The organism is Roseovarius tibetensis (assembly GCF_050896375.1).
GTDB classification, from domain to species: domain Bacteria; phylum Pseudomonadota; class Alphaproteobacteria; order Rhodobacterales; family Rhodobacteraceae; genus Roseovarius; species Roseovarius tibetensis.
The window spans coordinates 1-17,174 of the sequence record NZ_JBPBBB010000024.1 but is presented as its reverse complement, the minus strand read 5'-3'; the positions used below and the strand labels follow the sequence as shown (position 1 = coordinate 17,174).

Annotated in this window: 18 protein-coding genes; 13 read left to right on the top strand and 5 right to left on the bottom strand. The window is 66.3% G+C overall.

Annotated features, from left to right (window positions below):
• The first annotated feature begins 95 nt into the window (after positions 1–95).
• The 8 genes from ACROSR_RS14390 to ACROSR_RS14355 all read left to right on the top strand — a co-directional run bounded on the left by ACROSR_RS14390 (position 96) and on the right by ACROSR_RS14355 (position 8,517).
• Positions 96–1,235, top strand: coding sequence for a putative manganese transporter (locus ACROSR_RS14390; RefSeq protein ID WP_432686227.1), 1,140 nt, complete (start codon positions 96–98; stop codon positions 1,233–1,235).
• A 63-nt stretch (positions 1,236–1,298) separates the two neighbouring features.
• Positions 1,299–1,667: a MerR family transcriptional regulator gene (locus ACROSR_RS14385; protein WP_432686225.1), complete on the top strand. Its 369-nt coding sequence runs from the start codon at positions 1,299–1,301 to the stop codon at positions 1,665–1,667.
• A 186-nt stretch (positions 1,668–1,853) separates the two neighbouring features.
• Positions 1,854–2,255 carry a MerR family transcriptional regulator gene (locus ACROSR_RS14380; RefSeq protein ID WP_432686223.1) on the top strand — a complete coding sequence of 134 codons (402 nt, stop codon included), beginning with the start codon at positions 1,854–1,856 and terminating at the stop codon, positions 2,253–2,255.
• A gap of 45 nt (positions 2,256–2,300) precedes the next feature.
• Positions 2,301–4,097: an acyl-CoA dehydrogenase C-terminal domain-containing protein gene (locus ACROSR_RS14375; protein ID WP_432686221.1), complete on the top strand. Its 1,797-nt coding sequence runs from the start codon at positions 2,301–2,303 to the stop codon at positions 4,095–4,097.
• 39 nt (positions 4,098–4,136) lie between these two features.
• Positions 4,137–4,448 carry a hypothetical protein gene (locus ACROSR_RS14370; protein WP_432686219.1) on the top strand — a complete coding sequence of 104 codons (312 nt, stop codon included), beginning with the start codon at positions 4,137–4,139 and terminating at the stop codon, positions 4,446–4,448.
• Positions 4,445–5,080 (top strand): glutathione S-transferase family protein, encoded by a 636-nt coding sequence (locus tag ACROSR_RS14365; RefSeq protein WP_432686217.1) that lies wholly within the window; start codon positions 4,445–4,447, stop codon positions 5,078–5,080. Before ACROSR_RS14370 ends, ACROSR_RS14365 begins: the two co-directional genes overlap by 4 nt.
• Positions 5,081–5,094: 14 nt before the next feature.
• A complete protein-coding gene (locus tag ACROSR_RS14360) occupies positions 5,095–6,306 on the top strand; it encodes an acetyl-CoA C-acetyltransferase (protein ID WP_432686285.1) in 1,212 nt (403 codons plus the stop codon).
• A gap of 15 nt (positions 6,307–6,321) precedes the next feature.
• Entirely contained in the window at positions 6,322–8,517 is a 2,196-nt protein-coding gene (locus tag ACROSR_RS14355; RefSeq protein WP_432686215.1) for a 3-hydroxyacyl-CoA dehydrogenase NAD-binding domain-containing protein, read from the top strand.
• Positions 8,518–8,617: 100 nt separating this feature from the next.
• Here the strand turns inward: ACROSR_RS14355 and ACROSR_RS14350 are convergent, their stop codons facing one another.
• Positions 8,618–9,268 (bottom strand): carbonic anhydrase, encoded by a 651-nt coding sequence (locus ACROSR_RS14350; protein WP_432686213.1) that lies wholly within the window; start codon positions 9,266–9,268, stop codon positions 8,618–8,620.
• 190 nt (positions 9,269–9,458) lie between these two features.
• On the opposite strand from ACROSR_RS14350, the gene ACROSR_RS14345 reads away from it, so the two are divergent.
• The 3 genes from ACROSR_RS14345 (at position 9,459) to ACROSR_RS14335 (ending at position 12,024) form a co-directional block, all read left to right on the top strand.
• Positions 9,459–9,803: a hypothetical protein gene (locus tag ACROSR_RS14345; protein ID WP_432686211.1), complete on the top strand. Its 345-nt coding sequence runs from the start codon at positions 9,459–9,461 to the stop codon at positions 9,801–9,803.
• 92 nt (positions 9,804–9,895) lie between these two features.
• Positions 9,896–11,275, top strand: a complete 1,380-nt coding sequence (locus ACROSR_RS14340) for a leucyl aminopeptidase family protein (protein ID WP_432686209.1) — start codon at positions 9,896–9,898, stop codon at positions 11,273–11,275.
• On the top strand, positions 11,272–12,024 hold the full coding sequence (locus ACROSR_RS14335) for a C40 family peptidase (RefSeq protein ID WP_432686207.1): 753 nt from the start codon (positions 11,272–11,274) through the stop codon (positions 12,022–12,024). Before ACROSR_RS14340 ends, ACROSR_RS14335 begins: the two co-directional genes overlap by 4 nt.
• Here ACROSR_RS14335 and ACROSR_RS14330 read toward each other — a convergent pair.
• Positions 12,021–12,371, bottom strand: a complete 351-nt coding sequence (locus ACROSR_RS14330; protein ID WP_432686205.1) for a DUF2794 domain-containing protein — start codon at positions 12,369–12,371, stop codon at positions 12,021–12,023. The two genes, ACROSR_RS14335 and ACROSR_RS14330, sit on opposite strands and share 4 nt — an antisense overlap.
• Before the next feature lie 55 nt (positions 12,372–12,426).
• Entirely contained in the window at positions 12,427–14,073 is a 1,647-nt protein-coding gene (locus ACROSR_RS14325) for a Y-family DNA polymerase (RefSeq protein WP_432686203.1), read from the bottom strand.
• Positions 14,074–14,198: 125 nt separating this feature from the next.
• On the opposite strand from ACROSR_RS14325, the gene ACROSR_RS14320 reads away from it, so the two are divergent.
• Complete coding sequence (locus tag ACROSR_RS14320; protein ID WP_432686201.1) at positions 14,199–15,311, top strand: S-(hydroxymethyl)glutathione dehydrogenase/class III alcohol dehydrogenase; 1,113 nt, start codon at positions 14,199–14,201, stop codon at positions 15,309–15,311.
• Between the two features lie 93 nt (positions 15,312–15,404).
• On the opposite strand, the gene ACROSR_RS14315 is transcribed toward ACROSR_RS14320, so the two are convergent.
• Both ACROSR_RS14315 and ACROSR_RS14310 read right to left on the bottom strand, forming a co-directional pair.
• Complete coding sequence (locus ACROSR_RS14315; RefSeq protein ID WP_432686199.1) at positions 15,405–15,998, bottom strand: YfbR-like 5'-deoxynucleotidase; 594 nt, start codon at positions 15,996–15,998, stop codon at positions 15,405–15,407.
• Between the two features lie 31 nt (positions 15,999–16,029).
• Positions 16,030–16,947, bottom strand: coding sequence for an FkbM family methyltransferase (locus tag ACROSR_RS14310; RefSeq protein ID WP_432686197.1), 918 nt, complete (start codon positions 16,945–16,947; stop codon positions 16,030–16,032).
• Positions 16,948–17,088: 141 nt separating this feature from the next.
• Between ACROSR_RS14310 and ACROSR_RS14305 the strand changes: the two genes are divergently transcribed.
• Positions 17,089–17,174: adenosylhomocysteinase (locus ACROSR_RS14305; RefSeq protein ID WP_432686284.1), on the top strand; the 86-nt coding region annotated here is incomplete at its 3' end.

The window sequence follows — 17,174 nt, the reverse complement described above, 5'->3', positions numbered from 1 at the left end:
TCGACCTTGACAGGCATGCTTCAACCCCCTAATTCATCGCTAATGCGAATGAGTAGCAACTGCACAGGCCTTGAACGGCACGAAAGATACGCCCGATGAGCATGGAAACCGGAACCTATGGCACGATCGCCGCTCTCGGCCGCCCGCTACGGCCCAAGAGGATCGCCGTGGCGCTGCTGCTCTTGACGCTGGCGCTGGTGCCCGGCGCGTTCGGCGAGTTGACGCGCAGCCTGATGGTGGATGCCTACCTGCAGGTGTCGGCCTTCGTCGCCGCGACCCTGCTGCTGTTCTACGGCTCCGAACGGGTGTTCAATTACAATATCGGCGAGGCACTGAGCACAGCGCGTCACGCGCAAGTTCCCCTTGCGGCCCTGATGGGGGCCACGCCGGGGTGCGGCGGGGCGGTCGTGGTGGTGGCCGCCTACAGTTCGGGCCATGTCAGTTTCGGGTCCGTCGTGGCGACACTGACCGCGACGATGGGCGACGCGGCCTTCCTGCTGATCGCGACACGTCCCGATGCCGCGGCGGTCGTGCTGCCGCTGTCCTTCGCCGTGGGCGTCATCTCGGGCTGGCTGATCGACGCGCTGCGGCTGGCACCGCCGACCGCGGGCAAGGCCGAGGCCCACGACCTTGTCCCGCGGATCGGTCGGCTGCGCCGCCGCGACCTCGCGTTCCTGGCGGTGGCCGTGCCGGGGCTGGTGATGGGCGTCACGCAACTGACCGGGGCAGAGATCGGCGATATCTTCGGCGACATGCCCGTCATGATCGTCGGGCTTGCCGGTACGGCCATCGGCCTTGCCATATGGGCAACGTCCCCGCTGATAGCGATGACCAACAGCGCCGATGCGCCGGTCACCCGCATGGCCGAGGAAACCTCGTTCATATCGGTCTGGGTGATCGGGGCGTATCTTGCCTATGATTACATGGCGGCCTATGGCGGGCTGGACCTCGAGGCGATGTTCGCCACGGTCGCGCCGCTGTTGCCGCTGATCGGCGTCGTGATCGGCTTCGTGCCGGGCTGTGGCCCGCAGGTACTGGTCACGACGCTTTACATCAACGGGCTGATCCCGTTCTCGGCACTGCTGGGCAACGCGATATCGAACGATGGCGACGCGCTTTTCCCCGCCATCGCGATCAATCCCCGCGCCGCCGTTCTGGCGACGGCCTATTCGGCAGTGCCCGCGTTGCTGATGGCCTACGGGTTCTTCTTCTTCGCACCGGGATTCATGAACTGACGGCGGGGCATTGACGCGGCGCTTCACAGGCGTAGTCTTCCCCCCGACAGGGAGAAGAGCCTGATGTCCGAGCCGCGACTCACCTTCAAGGAAATGTGCGCGAAATACGACGTGACGCCGCGCACCCTGCGCTATTACGAGTATATCGAGCTTCTGCAGCCTGAACGCGAGGGCCGGACACGACTCTACGGCCCCCGCGAATGTGCCCGCATGACGCTGATCCTGCGGGGCCGAAAGTTCGGATTCGCGCTGGAGGATATTCGTCAGTGGCTGCTCATCTACGAACATGAAGGCACCGACGCGCAGATGCGCAGCTGGATCGCGCTGGCCGACCGGCAGCTTGTCGAACTGGCCGAACAACGCCGCCAGCTCGACGAGGCGATCGTGGAACTCCGGCAATTGCGCGACGAGACGGCCGCCAGCCTCGACTGACCCAGCCTCGACAGACACGGGGCGCGGCTTGGCAAGAAACTTTCGCCGGCCGGACCTTGACCTTGCCTTATCTTACGTCAACCGAAAAGTGACGTGACGTAGCGCTTACGTCAACCCGCCCGGGTGTTGTATCACGGCAAGGCATATCGCATGTCGTTGCCAAAGACGTGCGATAAAGGCGAACCGATGAATGACGAGGTCATGACAATCCAGCAGATGTGCGCGGCATTCGACGTCACCCCGCGAACCCTGCGATTCTACGAGGCGAAAGAGCTTTTGTCGCCCGTGCGGCAGGGGCAACGGCGCCTCTTCACCCGGCGCGACCGGGCCCGGCTGAAGCTGATCCTGCGCGGCAAGCGGTTCGGGTTCAGCCTCGAGGAATTGCGCCAGTTGCTCGACCTCTACGACACGGGGGATCGGCAACACACGCAGATTGCCCGCGCCTACGAGGTGGCGCAGGCGCGCCTGGCCGAGATGGAGACGCAGCGCGACGAACTGGAGACCGCGATCTCGGAGCTGCGCGAACAGATGACATGGGGCGAGCGCATGCTCGCCTCACTGAAGGAAAACCGAGACGCCGCCGAGTGACCCGGTCAAAAACCGGTCCGGCAGTTGTTCCAGGGAGAGAGACACATGCCAACCTACACCGCCCCCACCCGCGACATGCAGTTCGTGCTGCACGATGTGCTGAACGTCTCGGACTCGACCATCCCCGGCTATGACGAACTGGACCGCGATTTCACCGCCGCGATTCTGGGAGAAGCCGGCAAGATCGCCTCAGAGGTGCTGGCCCCGCTCAACCCGGTCGGCGATCGCGCCGGATGCACCTTGGAAAACGGCGTGGTGCGCACGCCCGAGGGGTTCAAGGCCGCGTTCGACACGGTGCGGACGGGCGGCTGGACCGCGCTGGACTGCGACCCCGATTATGGCGGCCAGGGCCTGCCTTACCTCATTTCGACGGCGGTGGGCGAGATGTTCTCGGCCGCGAACATGGCCTTCAACATGTACCAGGGCCTGACGCACGGCGCCTACAATGCCATCCATGCCCACGGATCCGACGAGCAAAAGCAGACCTACCTGCCCAAGCTGGTCAGTTCCGAATGGGGCGGCACGATGAACCTGACAGAGCCGCAATGCGGCACCGATCTGGGCCTCATCCGCACAAAGGCCGTGCCGCAGGACGATGGCAGCTACAAGATCAGCGGTCAGAAAATCTGGATCTCGGCCGGCGAGCACGACATGGTCGACAATATCATCCACCTAGTTCTGGCCAAGCTGCCGGACGCGCCCGAGGGGGTGAAGGGGATCTCGCTCTTCATCGTGCCGAAATTCCTGGTGAACGCGGACGGCTCGCTGGGCGACCGCAACGCGCTGCAATGCGGCGGGCTGGAAGAGAAGATGGGCATTCACGGAAACGCCACCTGCGTGATGCATTACGACGGCGCCACCGGCTACCTCGTGGGTGAGCCGCACAAGGGCATGCGCGCTATGTTCACCATGATGAACGAGGCGCGGCTCGGCGTCGGGCTGCAGGGCTACGCGCAGGGCGAGGTCGCCTATCAGAACGCATTGGGCTTCGCGCTCGACCGGCTGCAGGGACGCGACGTGACCGGCACCCAAGCCCCCGATCAGGCTGCCGACCCGATCATCGTGCACCCCGACGTGCGCCGCAACCTGATGGATCAGAAGGCTTTTGTCGAAGGCGCGCGCGCCTTCACCTTCTGGGGGGCCTCGATGATCGACGCCCATGTCCGCGCCGGCGACGAGGACGCCGAGCAGATGATCTCCTTGCTCACGCCGGTCATCAAGGGGTTCCTGACCGACAAGGGGTTCGAGACGACGGTGCTGGCACAGCAGACGCTCGGCGGGTCCGGCTTCACCCGCGAATGGGGGATGGAGCAGTACGTGCGCGATGCGCGCATTACCATGATCTACGAGGGCACCAACGGTATCCAGTCACTGGATCTGGTGGGGCGCAAGCTGGCGCAGAACGGCGGCAAGGCGATCATGGCGGTATTCGACATGATGAAGGGCTACATCAAGGACAACGCAGGGCAGGACGCCGAGTTCGACGCGCAGTTTCTCGACCCGCTGAAGGCCGCCTCGAAGGACCTGCAAGCGGCGGGAACCTATTTCATGCAAAACGGCATGAAGACACCCAATAACGCGCTCGCAGGCTCGTATGATTTCATGCATCTCTTCGGGCATGTCTGCCTGGGACTGATGTGGGCGCGCATGGCAAAGGCCGCCAAGGCGGGTCTCGATGAGGGAACCGGCGACGCGGATTTTTACGAGGCCAAGCTTGCCACCGGGCGCCACTACATGAGCCGGCACCTGCCGATGACCGCCACGCATCTCGCGCGCATCCAGACCGGCGCGGATACAGTCATGGCGCTGGAGCCCGAGCAGTTCGCCAGCGCCGCCGGCTGATTGGTGCGGCGTGCCGGTCATGAAAGGAAAGGTCCGGTCATGACCGGCACGCCGCCATGGAAGACATGCGTGCCGATCGCGCGGAAGGCCGGTGTCGGATGCCTCCGGCGGGAGTATTTCGGGAAAGATGAATGGGAACGGTCCACCCTGCCCGATGCGCGGGCCGACAGGCATCAGGCACCGGAACAGGGCTTCACCTTTCACGGCCGACGGCTCTCCAGCCTGTACCGCGTAAGCGAGAACAACATGTCAAAGTTGATATCCGGTAAACCTCTTTCAGCTTCATCTTTCCAAAAATACTCGACTCCAACGCACACCGCAAAAGACATACGCCCGAAAGGACGCCAATGACCCTGAAACTTTACTGCTTCGGCGAAAGCGGCAATGCCTACAAGGCAGCACTGGCACTGGAGCTTTCGGGCGCCGACTGGGACCCAGTCTTTGTCGACTTCTTCGGCGACGAGACGCGGCAAGAGTCGTTTCGCGATCTCAACGTCATGGGCGAGGTGCCGGTGCTGGTGGATGGTGCGGCCACCTTGACGCAATCGGGTGTCATCCAGATCTATGTCTCGGAGATGACAGGCAAGTTTGGCGGTGCCACGCCGGAAGAGGCGCGCGAGGTGATGCGCTGGATGTTCTGGGACAATCACAAGCTCAGCGGTCAGGCGGGCATGACACGGTTCCTGATGAATTTCCTGCCCGAGAACAAGCGCCCCGCCGAGGTGATCAGCTTCATGCAGGGTCGGCTGAAGGCCGCCTATACCGCGCTCGACACCCACCTGTCAGGTCGCGACTGGATCGTGGGAGAGGCGCCGACGAATGCCGATCTGAGCTGTTGCGGCTACCTCTTCTACCCCGAGCCGTTCGGGTTCGATCGCGCCGACTGGCCCGAAATCGACCGGTGGCTCGGCAATATCGAGCGCCTGCCGGGATGGAAACACCCCTATGACCTGATGCCCGGCAACCCGTCCGACCGGCAATGACCAAGGAGACCGACATGACCGACGCCTATATCTATGACGCGGTACGCAGCCCGCGGGGCAAGGGGCGCACCGATGGCGCCCTGCACGAGCTGACGGCGCCACGCCTTTCGGCGCATGTGCTGAATGCGCTGATTGCGCGCAACGGCTTTGACGGCCACGCCGTCGAGGACGTGATCTGGGGCAATGCCACGCAGGTCAAGGAACAGGGCGGCTGCCTCGCCCGCACCGCCGTGCTGGCCTCCGACCTCGACGAGCGGGTGCCAGGCCTCTCGATCAACCGCTTCTGCGCGAGCGGCATGGAAGCGGTGAACCTTGCCGCCAACCAGGTGCGCGCGGGGGCCGGGGACGGCTATATCGCCGGCGGGGTCGAGATGATGGGCCGTGTCGCCATGGGCAGCGACGGGGCGGCGATCGCCGTCGATCCCTCGATCGCCATGGACAGCTATTTCGTGCCGCAGGGCATCTCGGCCGATATCATTGCCACCGAATACGGCTTTTCGCGCGACGATGCCGATGCCTTCGCCGTGGAATCGCAGCGCCGCGCCGCCGCGGCGTGGAAAGATCATCGCTTCGACAGCTCGATCATCGGCATCCGGGATCAGAACGGTCTTCCGATCCTCGACCGCGACGAGCACATGCGCCCCGAGACCGACATGCAGTCGCTTGGCAGCCTGAAGCCCAGCTTCAAGGACATGGGCGAAAACATGCCCGGCTTCGATGCCGTGGCCAAGCTGAAATACCCGCATCTCGAGGCGATCAATCACATCCACCATGCCGGCAACTCCAGCGGTATCGTGGACGGTGCCGCGGGCGTGCTCGTCGGATCGAAAGCGTTCGGCGAGAAATGGGGCCTGACGCCGCGCGCGCGCATCCGTCAGACCACCAAGATAGGCACCGATCCGACGATCATGCTGACCGGCCCGGTCCCGGCCACCGAAAAGGCGCTGCGCGACAGCGGCATGGCGATCGACGATATCGACCTTTTCGAGGTAAACGAGGCGTTTTCCTCGGTCGTGCTGCGCTTCATGCAGGCCTTCGACGTCGATCACGCCAAGCTCAACGTCAATGGCGGGGCCATTGCCATGGGCCACCCGCTGGGCGCCACGGGCGCGATCATCATCGGCACGCTGCTGGACGAGCTGGAGCGCACGGGCAAGGGCACCGGGCTTGCCACGCTCTGCGTGGCCTCCGGCATGGGTGCCGCCACGATCATCGAACGCGTGTAACGAAAGGCTACGACAATGACCGATTTCACCATGGAAAAGGGCGCCGACGGCGTCGCGATCATCACCTGGGACGTCGCCGACAAATCGATGAACGTGATGACCCGGCAGGGATTTGTCGATCTCGAGGCGCTGATCGATGACGCGCTGGCAGACGATGCCGTCAAGGGCGTGATCCTGACCTCGGGCAAAGAGGGCAGCTTTGCCGGCGGCATGGACCTCAACGCCATCGCACGGATGCGCGACGAGGCCGGCGACGAGCCTGCCCGCGGCCTCTTCGACGGCGTGATGGGCATGCACGCCATCCTGCGCAAGATCGAGCGCGCGGGCATGGACGACAAGAACAAGGGCGGCAAGCCGATCGCCGCCGCGCTGCCCGGCACGGCGCTCGGCATCGGGCTGGAGATTCCGCTCGCCTGTCACCGGATCTTTGCCGCCGACAACCCGAAGGCCAAGATCGGCCTGCCCGAGATCATGGTCGGCATCTTCCCGGGTGCGGGGGGCACCACGCGGCTGGTGCGCAAGATGGGCGCGATGGCGGCCTCGCCTCTGCTGCTCGAAGGCAAGCTCAACGACCCCAAAAAGGCCAAATCGGCCGGCGTCTTGGACGAGGTCGTGCCCGCCGATCAACTGATCGAAAAGGCCCGGGAATGGGTGCTGTCAGGCCCGAAGATCGTCAAGCCGTGGGATGAGAAGGACTACAAGATGCCCGGTGGCGCGCCCTATCATCCGGCGGGCTTCATGACCTTCGTCGGGGCCTCCGCGATGCTCCACGGGCGCACGCAAGGCGCATTCCCGGCCGCAAAGGCGCTGCTGTCGGCGGTCTACGAGGGCGCGCTGGTGCCGTTCGACACCGCCCTGAGGATCGAGGCGCGCTGGTTCACGCATGTGCTGATGGACCCCAGTTCATCCGCGATGATCCGCTCGCTCTTCATCAACAAGGAGGCGCTGGAGAAGGGCGCCAATCGCCCCGAGGCCCCCGATCAGCGCGTGAAGACGCTTGGCGTCATGGGCGCGGGCATGATGGGCGCGGGGATCGCGCTGGTCTCGGCGCAGGCCGGGATCGACGTGATCCTGATCGACCAGAAACAGGACGCCGCCGACAAGGGCAAGTCCTACACCGCCGATTTCATGGACAAGGGGATCAAGCGTGGCAAGGCCACCGAAGACAGCAAGCAGGCGACGCTCGACCGGATCACCGCCACCACGGATTATACCGCGCTGAAGGGCTGCGACCTGATCGTCGAGGCGGTGTTCGAAGATCCCGAGATCAAGGCCGAGGCCACGAAAAAGGCCCTCGCCGAGGTGGACGGCGATTGCGTCTTTGCCACCAACACCTCGACCCTGCCGATCACGGATCTGGCCCGCGCCAGCGACACGCCCGAAAACTTCATCGGCATCCACTTCTTCTCGCCCGTCGAGAAGATGAACCTCGTCGAGATCATCAAGGGCGAAAAGACGGGGGCACGCGCCGTGGCCAAGGCGCTCGATTTCGTGCGGCAGATCCGCAAGACGCCGATCGTGGTCAACGATGCGCGGTTCTTCTACGCCAATCGCTGCATCATTCCCTATATCAACGAGGGCATCCGCATGGTGGCCGAGGGCGTGGCCCCGCCGCTGATCGACAATGCGGCGCGGCAACTGGGCTTCCCGGTCGGGCCGCTGCAGCTCGTCGACGAGACGTCGATCGATCTCGGCGCGAAGATCGCGCGCGCGACCAAAGCGGCCATGGGCGACGCCTACCCCGACGAGGCCGTCGACGAGGTGATCTTCTGGATGGAAGGCGAGGGGCGTCTCGGGCGCAAGGCCAATGCCGGCTTTTTTGAGTATGACGACAAGGGCAAGCGCCTTGGCTACTGGCCCGGTCTCGCCGAGAAATTCCCGCGCGCGGACACGCAGCCCGACCTGACGCTCGTCCAGCACAGGCTGATGTTCGCGCAGGTACTCGAAGCGGTCCGCGCGCTGGAAGAGGGCGTGCTCGAGGACATCCGCGAAGGCGACGTCGGCGCGATCCTCGGCTGGGGCTTCGCGCCATGGTCCGGCGGGCCGTTCTCGTGGCTGGATATCCTCGGCACGCCTTATGCCGCCGAGCGCTGCGATCAGCTTGCCGAAGAATTCGGCCGCCGCTTCGCGACGCCGGACCTGCTGCGCGAGATGGCCGGGAAAAACCAGACCTTCTACGGCCGCTTCGACCAACAGCCCGCAGCGGCCTGACACACGATCCACCCCGCGGAGCGTGACGCGCGCCGCGGGGCTTCATCTTTCCGAAAATACTCGAAATTCCGACGCCGCCGGGCGCGGACTCAGCCGCAGATCACAGTGGCTGAAAGCGGTCCTGTACGGCATCGTACTGCTCCAGCCCGCCCGACCCGATATCGTGCCACAGCCCGTGCAGCGTCAGCGTGCCATCCGTGACGCGGTCGGCCACGAAGGGAAAGCTCATCAGGTTGTCGAGCGAGACGACCACGGTCTGGCGCTCCAACGCATGAAGCTGTGCGTCCGTGTCGGCGATGTCGCGCACCCGTTCGTAGCCGGGGCGCAGGATCTCCAGCCAGCGGCCGACAAAGCTCGTCTCCTGCTCGAGGTCGGGGGCCGTTCCCGCACACATCCGCTGACAGCCCCGCGCCCCTCCGCAGGCGGAATGGCCGATGACAATCACATGTGCCACGCTGAGCGCGGTCACCGCGAATTCCAGCGCCGCCGAGGTGCCGTGCTGTCCGCCGGCGGTCTCGAAGGGCGGCACGAGGTTGGCGATGTTGCGATGGATGAAGAACTCGCCCTGATCCGCCCCAAAGATCGAGGTGACATGCACGCGGCTGTCGCAGCACGAGATCACCATCGCGCGGGGATGCTGGCCCTGCTCGGCCAGATGACGGTACCAGGCCTTGTTCTCGGCATAGGTGGTGGCTTTCCAGCCGTGATAACGATGCACCAGGTAGGTGGGCAGCGGGCGGGCATGTTCCATTCCGGCTCCGGGGTTGCGGCAGTCGCGGCTTGATAGTCGGGAATCGTCTCGAATTCGAGGGAAAATTCGCCCTGACTTAAACCCTTTGGGAACCATCGTCGCGCCATGATGCCTGCGTGTGGGGACGCTAGGATCAACAAAGTCGGGTGAGACAGTGGAACAGGTGACGTTACTCAAACAGGATGAACACGTGCGGCTCGATCCGCACAGGCTGGATGTGCTTTTCGACCAGTTGGGCGAAACCGGGGCCGAGGATATCGTCTGCCGCGCGCTCGAGGAACTGGCCGCGCGGCTGGGTCATGCGGATCGCTGCTACCGCGATCGGCGTCTCGACGAGATGCGCAAGAGCAGCCGCAGCCTTGTCGCGATCGCCGACCAGATCGGCATGTCGCTTCTGGCGCGGGTGGCGGGCGACGTGACCGCAAGCATTGATGCCGGCGACAGCAACGCACTCGCCGCGACCTTCGCGCGGCTCTTGCGGATCGGGGAACGCTCATTGTGCGAAATATGTGATGTCGGGGATGCCTCTTATTGACCCGCCGGCCGTGCCGGCGTGATTTGACGGGTTGCAGGCGGCGCGCAGGTGGCTAGGCTCACGGACAGCTAACGTTTTGCAAAGGTTGTCCCATGACCCCGACATTCGCCGCCCCCGGCACGCCCGCGATCCCGTTGCATCTGGTGGCAGAAAACGGCTGTGACGACTGGATCGCGGCGCAAGAGCCGCAGGTGGCGGCATGGCTGCGTGCGACGGGGTTCTCCGGCGCGCTTGGCCGTACGGTCGTCGTACCCGACGCACAGGGCGGGATCGCCATGGCCGTCGGCGGATACGGGACGGGCGCGGCCCGCGCGCGGGGCCGCTTCCACCTCGCGGGCATCGCCGCCGCCCTGCCCGACGGCACGTACCGGGTCCAGGGGTTGCCACCGGCCGAGGCCGAGACAGAGGCGCTTGGCTGGCTGCTGTCGCATTACGCGTTCGACCGCTACCATGCGCAATCCCCCGTCAAGGCACGGCTCGTCGCCCCCGAGGGGATGGACACCACCCGGCTGGAGGCGATCGCGGCGGGCGAGGTGCTGACGCGCGACCTCATCAACACACCCGCCAACGATCTCGGCCCCGAGGCGCTGGAAAAGGCCTGCACCGATCTTGCCCAACGGCACGGCGCGCGGATCATCTGCCGGCGCGGCGAGGACCTGACCGACGCGAATTTCCCGCTGATCCACGCGGTCGGGCGCGCCGCCGCCGAGGCGCCGCGCCTGATCGAGATGACATGGGGAGAGACCGGCCCCACCCTGACGCTGGTCGGCAAGGGGGTGTGTTTCGACACGGGCGGGCTGAATCTCAAGCCCGGCGCTTCCATGGGGCTGATGAAAAAGGACATGGGCGGGGCGGCGACGGTGCTGGGTCTTGCGCACATGATCATGGCGCTCGACCTGCCGCTGCACCTACGGGTGCTGATCCCGGCGGTCGAGAATTCCGTCAGCGCGGACGCTTTCCGGCCCGGTGACATACTCACGGCGCGCAACGGGATGACGGTCGAGATCAACAACACCGATGCCGAGGGCCGGCTGGTTCTGGCCGACGCGCTGGCCTACGGTGCCGAGGACGCGCCCGACCTGATGGTCTCTATGGCGACGCTGACCGGGGCTGCGCGCGTGGCGGTCGGAACCGATATCGCGGCGTTCTTCACCGACGAGCCCCGCGTCGCCTCGGGGCTGGAGGCCGGCGCGGCGGCGGTCGGCGATCCGGTCTGGCGCCTGCCGTTCCACACCCCTTACGAGGCGCTGATCGAGCCGGGGATCGCCGATCTCGACAATGCGCCCTCGGGCGGGTTCGCGGGCGCGATCACTGCGGCGCTGTTCCTGCGCCGCTTTGCCGGCGAAGGGCATTACGTGCATTTCGACATCTATGGATGGTCCACCACCGCCGCGCCCGCACGCCCCAAGGGCGGGGTCGGGATGGGCGCGCGCGCCCTGCTGGAGGCGCTGCCGCAGGTGCTGCGCCTGTGAGCGCGACATATCTCATCGCACGGCCGCTGGTCGATCTGTGCCGCAGCCCGAACGGGCCGCGCGACCGGCAGTTGCGGATGGGTGAAGGCGTGCATCTGCTGCGTGAAACCGATGGCTGGGCCGAGGTCACGGCGGTCCGGGATGGCTATGCCGGTTTCGTGCCGCGCGCCGCGCTCGAAACGGGCACGGTGACCCACCGGGTCTGCGCGCGTGCCACCCATGTCTACCCCGCTCCGGACGTCAAGACCCGAGAACGGTTCAGCCTGGGATATGGCGCGCGGTTGCGTGTCCTGTCCGAAGAGGGCCGGTTTGCCGCCACGCCGCATGGCTTCGTACCGCACGCGCATCTGGCCCCGCTCGACAGTCCGGACCTCGATCCGGTGACGGTGGCCGAGTTGCACCTGGGAACGCCCTACCTGTGGGGCGGCGACTCTCCGTTCGGCATCGACTGTTCGGGGCTGGTGCAGGCGGGGTGCCTGGCCTGCGGGTTTGCCTGTCCGGGCGACAGCGGGCCACAGCTCGCCGCCCTGGGCCGGGCCGTGCCCGAAGACGGCACACTGCAGCGCGGCGACCTGATGTTCTGGCGCGGGCATGTGGCCTGGGTGGCGACACCGCAGACACTTGTCCATGCCAACGCGCATCACATGCAGGTGGCGTACGAACCCGTGGCAGAGGCCATCGCGCGGATCGAGGCGCAGGGCGACGGGCCCGTCCTTGCGTGCAAGCGTTTGCCCGAGAGGCCGGCCTAATCCACCGCGCGGATCAGCTTGCGCTCCAGTACGCGCATCACTGTGCGCAGGTCGTGACCGCGTTTCAGGATCCGGCCATCCATGCCGATCACCGAATACTGACCCTGTTTGGCCTGCATGCGGGGGCGCTTTTCGATCCGGTACAGCGGGTGTTCGGCGGTGCGGCGAAAGATAGAAAAGACGGCGACCTCGCGCAGGCAGGAAATGCCGTAATCGCGCCATTCGCCCGCCGCCACCATGCGCCCGTAAAGCGACAGGATCACGCCAAGCTCGTCACGTTGAAACGCCACCTGATCATACGGCGCAGGGTCGGGGCCGGGCGCGGGGCCAAGGGAATGAAAGCTCATGGGGGTCAGAGTTGCGCCAAATCAGGGCGGAATCAAGCGATTTCACGCATCCGCGTCACCCGAAGCGGCCCTGACAGAACCAGCCGCCCGAGATCTGCGCGCCAAACGCCTGAAACAGCCACAGCCGTTCGCCGCGTGTCGTGACGACCTGCCAGTAATCGCGCAGCCCGCTGCGCCATTCCGGATCGTCGAGCCACCATTCCGGCGCGATGCGTTCCGGCCCGATCGAGGCTGTGACCTCGTGCGTTCGTCCGCGCCAGTGAAAGGCGGCGCAGGGGCGCGCCTCGCGCAGGACGCGCAGCGGCTCGGGGCGCCACATCAGCAACGGACGCGCCAGATCGGGCAGCGGCCAGGGCCCCGGCGCCGGGTCGGACCAGGCGGCGGCGAGGGTCAACGCGGATTTCTCGGGGATCGTGCTTTCAGCCGGATGGCGCAGGGTGATCGCGTCCAGCCCGATACGCCCACCCAGCCGGGTCACGAGATCGGTGAGGGCCGCCGCGCGGGTCTCGGCACCGGTGGCCGGGCTGCCGTCATGGACCGGACTGCGCACCTGCCGTGCCTCCATACGTTCGATCACCAGTGCCTCGATCCGCAGCACGTCGATGCCAAAGCCCGCGTCTATCCCGTCAAGCCGGTCTTCCAGCAACGGCTGGATCGTCTCCGGCGCATGGCTTGGGCGGGCGAGCCGCAGATCAAGCACCTGAAGGCTGTCATCGGTGCGAAACGCCTCGATCCGCAGATGCCGCGCACCCTGCCCTTTCCGCTGCAGCATGTCACACAGCCGCGACACAAGCCGCGCCAACCCGGCGCAGATATCCGCGCGCAGACCGATGGGATCAGGCAGGCTCAGCCGTGTGGCGAAACGGGGCGGCGGGGCGGCGGGCGAGACGGGCTCGGGCATCAGCCCGAGCGCCTGATCGAGGCGGCCCATGACCTCTGGCCCGAACCGCCGCCCGATTGCGGCGCGCGGCTGTCCCACCAGATCGCCGATCCGGCGCAGCCCCAGCCGCCCCAGATCCGCCAGCACCTTGTCGGGCAGGCGCAATGCGGCCACCGGCAAGGGGGCCAGCACGCCGTGCATCTGCCCCGGTGGTGCGATCCGGGCAGTCTGCGGCGCGCCCGGATCACGTGTGGCCCGCTGCCAGTGCCGGCGCTTGGCGGCGCGGGCGCGGGTGGCGCGGGCCTCTTGCTCGATCGCGTCGCCCGACCGCCCCGGCGCAAGCCCGCGATCCGCGAACCGCGCCAACGCCCAGGCAGCACCCACCGTATCGGCCAGCCCGCATCGCACCGACAGGCCCAGGTCGGCGGCCTCCTGGGTCAGGCTGTCGATCAGCGCGGCCTCGCCACCGAAGAGATGCGCGCAGCCGGTGATATCCAGCCGCAGCCCGTCCGCGCCCTCCTCGCCCACAAGCGGCGAAAAGCGGTCCGCCCACCGGGCCAGTGCGCGCAGGAACCCGGCCTCGGCCGCGCGGTGCTGCACCTGCGTGGCCAGATCCGGACACAGCGCATGCGCTTCGCGCAGCGGTTGTCCAACGGCCAGCCCCGCCGCCTCGGCCTCGGGTGACAGCGAACTCAGCACCTGACGTTGCCCGTCATCGGCCACCACCGCGAAAGGCCGCGACCCCGCATCCCCGCGACGACGCAAGAGACGCTCCGCCCCGAGACGGGGAAACCAGACAGACAGGATACGGCGGGCAGGCATGGCGACACTTGTTCTGCTTTTGTTCCAAATTAGGCCACATGCCATGCGGAGTCGAGTCGCCCCGCGCCTTGATCCCACGCCCGGTTTCCCGCACAGTCGCTGCAAATCAAACGAAAGGACAGATCATGCGCACACGTGCCGCCGTCGCAATCGGGGCCGGCAAGCCCCTGGAGGTCATGGATGTGGAGCTCGAAGGCCCGCGACCGGGCGAGGTTCTGGTCGAGATCAAGGCAACGGGCCTGTGCCACACCGACGAGTTCACCCGCTCGGGCGAGGATCCCGAGGGGATCTTTCCCGCGATCCTCGGGCATGAGGGGGCCGGCGTCGTCGTCGAACTGGGTGAAGGCGTCACCAGCCTTGAAGTGGGCGATCACGTCATCCCGCTTTACACGCCCGAATGCCGCGAATGCGAGTATTGCCTGCACCCCAAGACCAACCTCTGTCAGGCGGTGCGCGCGACCCAAGGCCAGGGCCTGCTGCCCGACGGCACGACGCGGTTCTCGATGCTCGACGGGACGCCGATCCATCACTACATGGGATGCTCGACCTTCGCCAATCACACCGTGATGCCCGAGATCGCGCTGGCCAAGGTGCGCAAGGACGCCCCCTTCGACAAGATCTGCTATATCGGTTGCGGCGTGACCACCGGCATCGGCGCGGTCGTCAATACCGCCAAGGTCGAGCTGGGCTCGACCGCGATCGTGTTCGGTCTGGGCGGCATCGGGCTGAACGTCATTCAGGGCCTGCGCATGGCCGGGGCCGACCAGATCGTGGGGGTTGACCTCAACCCTGCCAAGGCCGAGATGGCCACCTATTTCGGCATGACCGATTTCGTCAATCCGCGCGAGATCGAGGGCGATATCGTCCCGCACCTCGTGGAACTGACCGGGGGTGGCGCGGATTACACCTTTGATGCGACGGGCAATGTCGGCGTGATGCGTGCCGCCCTGGAATCGGCGCACAAGGGCTGGGGCGAGAGCATCATCATCGGCGTGGCGCCCGCCGGGGCCGAGATCTCGACCCGGCCGTTCCAGCTTGTGACCGGGCGATCCTGGCGCGGCACGGCCTTTGGCGGCGCGCGCGGGCGCACGGATGTGCCGAAGATCGTCGACTGGTACATGCAGGGCAAGATCGAGATCGACCCGATGATCACCCACAAGCTGACCCTCGACCAGATCAACGACGGGTTCGATCTGATGCACAAGGGCGAAAGCATCCGCGCCGTCGTGGAATACTGACGGGGCGGGCCCCCGCCTGCACCGGCGGCGTTCAGGTGATCGCAGGGCCGCCGGGGGCGTCGCAATTGTCGCGACGCCCCCGGCGGCCCCTCATCAGCCCATTTCAGCCATGAGCGCGTGATGCCGGGCGGTATAGGCGGCGCGGGTTTCTGTCGGCGGGCGCAGCGTGATGGCGAGATCGCGCAGCATCTCGCGGTCGGGCCGGCCAAAGAACCGATCCGCCTCGGCCACGGAGAACCCTGCGATTTCGGTGGCTTCCATCCAGGCGCTAAGCCTGTCGGCGCGCTTGATCTGCTTCTTGACGGTGGCGGGGATTTCGGCGGGCAGACCAAATCGTATATGCACCGCCGCCCCGATCCGCCGCTCCAGCGCGTCATAGTCCGGGCCGACCGCGTGTTTGACCGGCGAGATCATGTCGCCGATCACGTATTCCGGCGCGTCGTGCAGCAATGCGGCCAGCCGCCATTTCGCGGGCGCGCGCGGGGCGATCCGGGCATACAGCCGTTCCACCAGCAGCGAATGCTCGGCCACGGAATAGGCGAAATCCCCCAGCGTCTGCCCGTTCCAGCGCGCCACGAAGCTGAGACCGTGGGCGATATCCTCGATCTCGATATCGACGGGCGTGGGGTCGAGCAGGTCGAGCCTGCGACCCGAAAGCATCTTTTGCCAGGCGCGGGGTTGGGGCATGGGGGCGTCCAAGTCTGTTGCGATGCGCTGGTTAGCCGGACTGTGCAGGATTTGCAAAGCCCTCTGCAATCCGCGTCAGCAACGGCGAGTCGTGCCGCGCGGCAAGGAAATTGTAGCCCTTGTACGGATCGGTCTTGAGGCCGCGCAGTGTGGTAATGTCGGGCATCGGCACCAGCGCGTCATGGATCGCGAAGACCCGCATGTCGGGCTGGTCCAGCAGGTGCGCGCTGACCGTGCAGGCGGGATCGTTGCCGTGATCCTCGTAGATCAGCACCGCACCGTCTGTGAGCGCGCGTGCCGCGCCGTCGATGGCCGCGATCTCGGCGCCTTCGACGTCCAGCTTGATCAGCGCGGGCGTCCCTGCCGGCACCAGATCGTCGATGGCACGCGTCTCGACCTGTTCGACGCGATCGCGCGCCCCGGCGGGTGCGTCCGCCTGCAGCCGGGCCGAGGCGTGGCTGTTATGCGTGTTGACGAAGGTCAGCACCTCGCCCGACCTCGTGTGGATCGCGGCCCGGTGCAGCGTCACGTTGTCCAGATCCCCGGCATTTTCGGACAGATCCCGGAAGGTATCCTGCGACGCCTCGGCCGCGATCACACGGTCGAAAAGCGATGCGGCGCGGGTCGTCCAGTAGCCCTTGTTCGCGCCCAGGTCGCAAAACAGCGGCGTGGCCCCGGCGGCGGCCCGCAGGACGCGGGCGACCTCCGGCTCGTAGGGCGCATGATACAGCGCGAAACGCGTCCAGTAGCCGTCATCAAGGGAAATGCGGTAGGGGGGTGCCCCCCCCTCGTGCAGCCAGACGGCCGTGTCCGGGCCGAAAAGCCGCCCCAGCCCGCGCGCGAACCGGCCATAAAGCGGCCGCGTGACCGCCAGCCGGAACAGCCCCATCAGAAGGGCGTATTGCACCCGCGCGGCGGGACCGGAAAAGCTGAGCGTCGGGGCGGTCATGAAACCACTGCTAGCGCCGTTGCGGCACATGCGCAAACCCCGCGTGTCGGATGACCCGCGGCAGCGACCATTCGCACATTGCCGCCCGACTGGCGCGGTGCTACGCCACGCCAAATTTCATCACCGAAAGGGCCACGAGAGATGGCAAACGATTACATCATCAAGGACATCGGTCTGGCGGCGTATGGGCGCAAGGAGATCGACATCGCCGAGACGGAGATGCCGGG

What these genes read in the sequence shown, in the direction of transcription:
- ACROSR_RS14390 (WP_432686227.1), top strand. Translation starts at nt 96, where the DNA reads ATGAGCATGGAAACCGGAACCTATGGCACGATCGCCGCTCTCGGCCGC.
- ACROSR_RS14325 (WP_432686203.1), bottom strand. Translation starts at nt 14,073, where the DNA reads ATGCCTGCCCGCCGTATCCTGTCTGTCTGGTTTCCCCGTCTCGGGGCG.
- ACROSR_RS14375 (WP_432686221.1), top strand. Translation starts at nt 2,301, where the DNA reads ATGCCAACCTACACCGCCCCCACCCGCGACATGCAGTTCGTGCTGCAC.
- ACROSR_RS14380 (WP_432686223.1), top strand. Translation starts at nt 1,854, where the DNA reads ATGAATGACGAGGTCATGACAATCCAGCAGATGTGCGCGGCATTCGAC.
- ACROSR_RS14330 (WP_432686205.1), bottom strand. Translation starts at nt 12,371, where the DNA reads ATGAGCTTTCATTCCCTTGGCCCCGCGCCCGGCCCCGACCCTGCGCCG.
- ACROSR_RS14360 (WP_432686285.1), top strand. Translation starts at nt 5,095, where the DNA reads ATGACCGACGCCTATATCTATGACGCGGTACGCAGCCCGCGGGGCAAG.
- ACROSR_RS14370 (WP_432686219.1), top strand. Translation starts at nt 4,137, where the DNA reads ATGACCGGCACGCCGCCATGGAAGACATGCGTGCCGATCGCGCGGAAG.
- ACROSR_RS14385 (WP_432686225.1), top strand. Translation starts at nt 1,299, where the DNA reads ATGTCCGAGCCGCGACTCACCTTCAAGGAAATGTGCGCGAAATACGAC.
- ACROSR_RS14320 (WP_432686201.1), top strand. Translation starts at nt 14,199, where the DNA reads ATGCGCACACGTGCCGCCGTCGCAATCGGGGCCGGCAAGCCCCTGGAG.
- ACROSR_RS14355 (WP_432686215.1), top strand. Translation starts at nt 6,322, where the DNA reads ATGACCGATTTCACCATGGAAAAGGGCGCCGACGGCGTCGCGATCATC.
- ACROSR_RS14315 (WP_432686199.1), bottom strand. Translation starts at nt 15,998, where the DNA reads ATGCCCCAACCCCGCGCCTGGCAAAAGATGCTTTCGGGTCGCAGGCTC.
- ACROSR_RS14365 (WP_432686217.1), top strand. Translation starts at nt 4,445, where the DNA reads ATGACCCTGAAACTTTACTGCTTCGGCGAAAGCGGCAATGCCTACAAG.
- ACROSR_RS14350 (WP_432686213.1), bottom strand. Translation starts at nt 9,268, where the DNA reads ATGGAACATGCCCGCCCGCTGCCCACCTACCTGGTGCATCGTTATCAC.
- ACROSR_RS14340 (WP_432686209.1), top strand. Translation starts at nt 9,896, where the DNA reads ATGACCCCGACATTCGCCGCCCCCGGCACGCCCGCGATCCCGTTGCAT.
- ACROSR_RS14310 (WP_432686197.1), bottom strand. Translation starts at nt 16,947, where the DNA reads ATGACCGCCCCGACGCTCAGCTTTTCCGGTCCCGCCGCGCGGGTGCAA.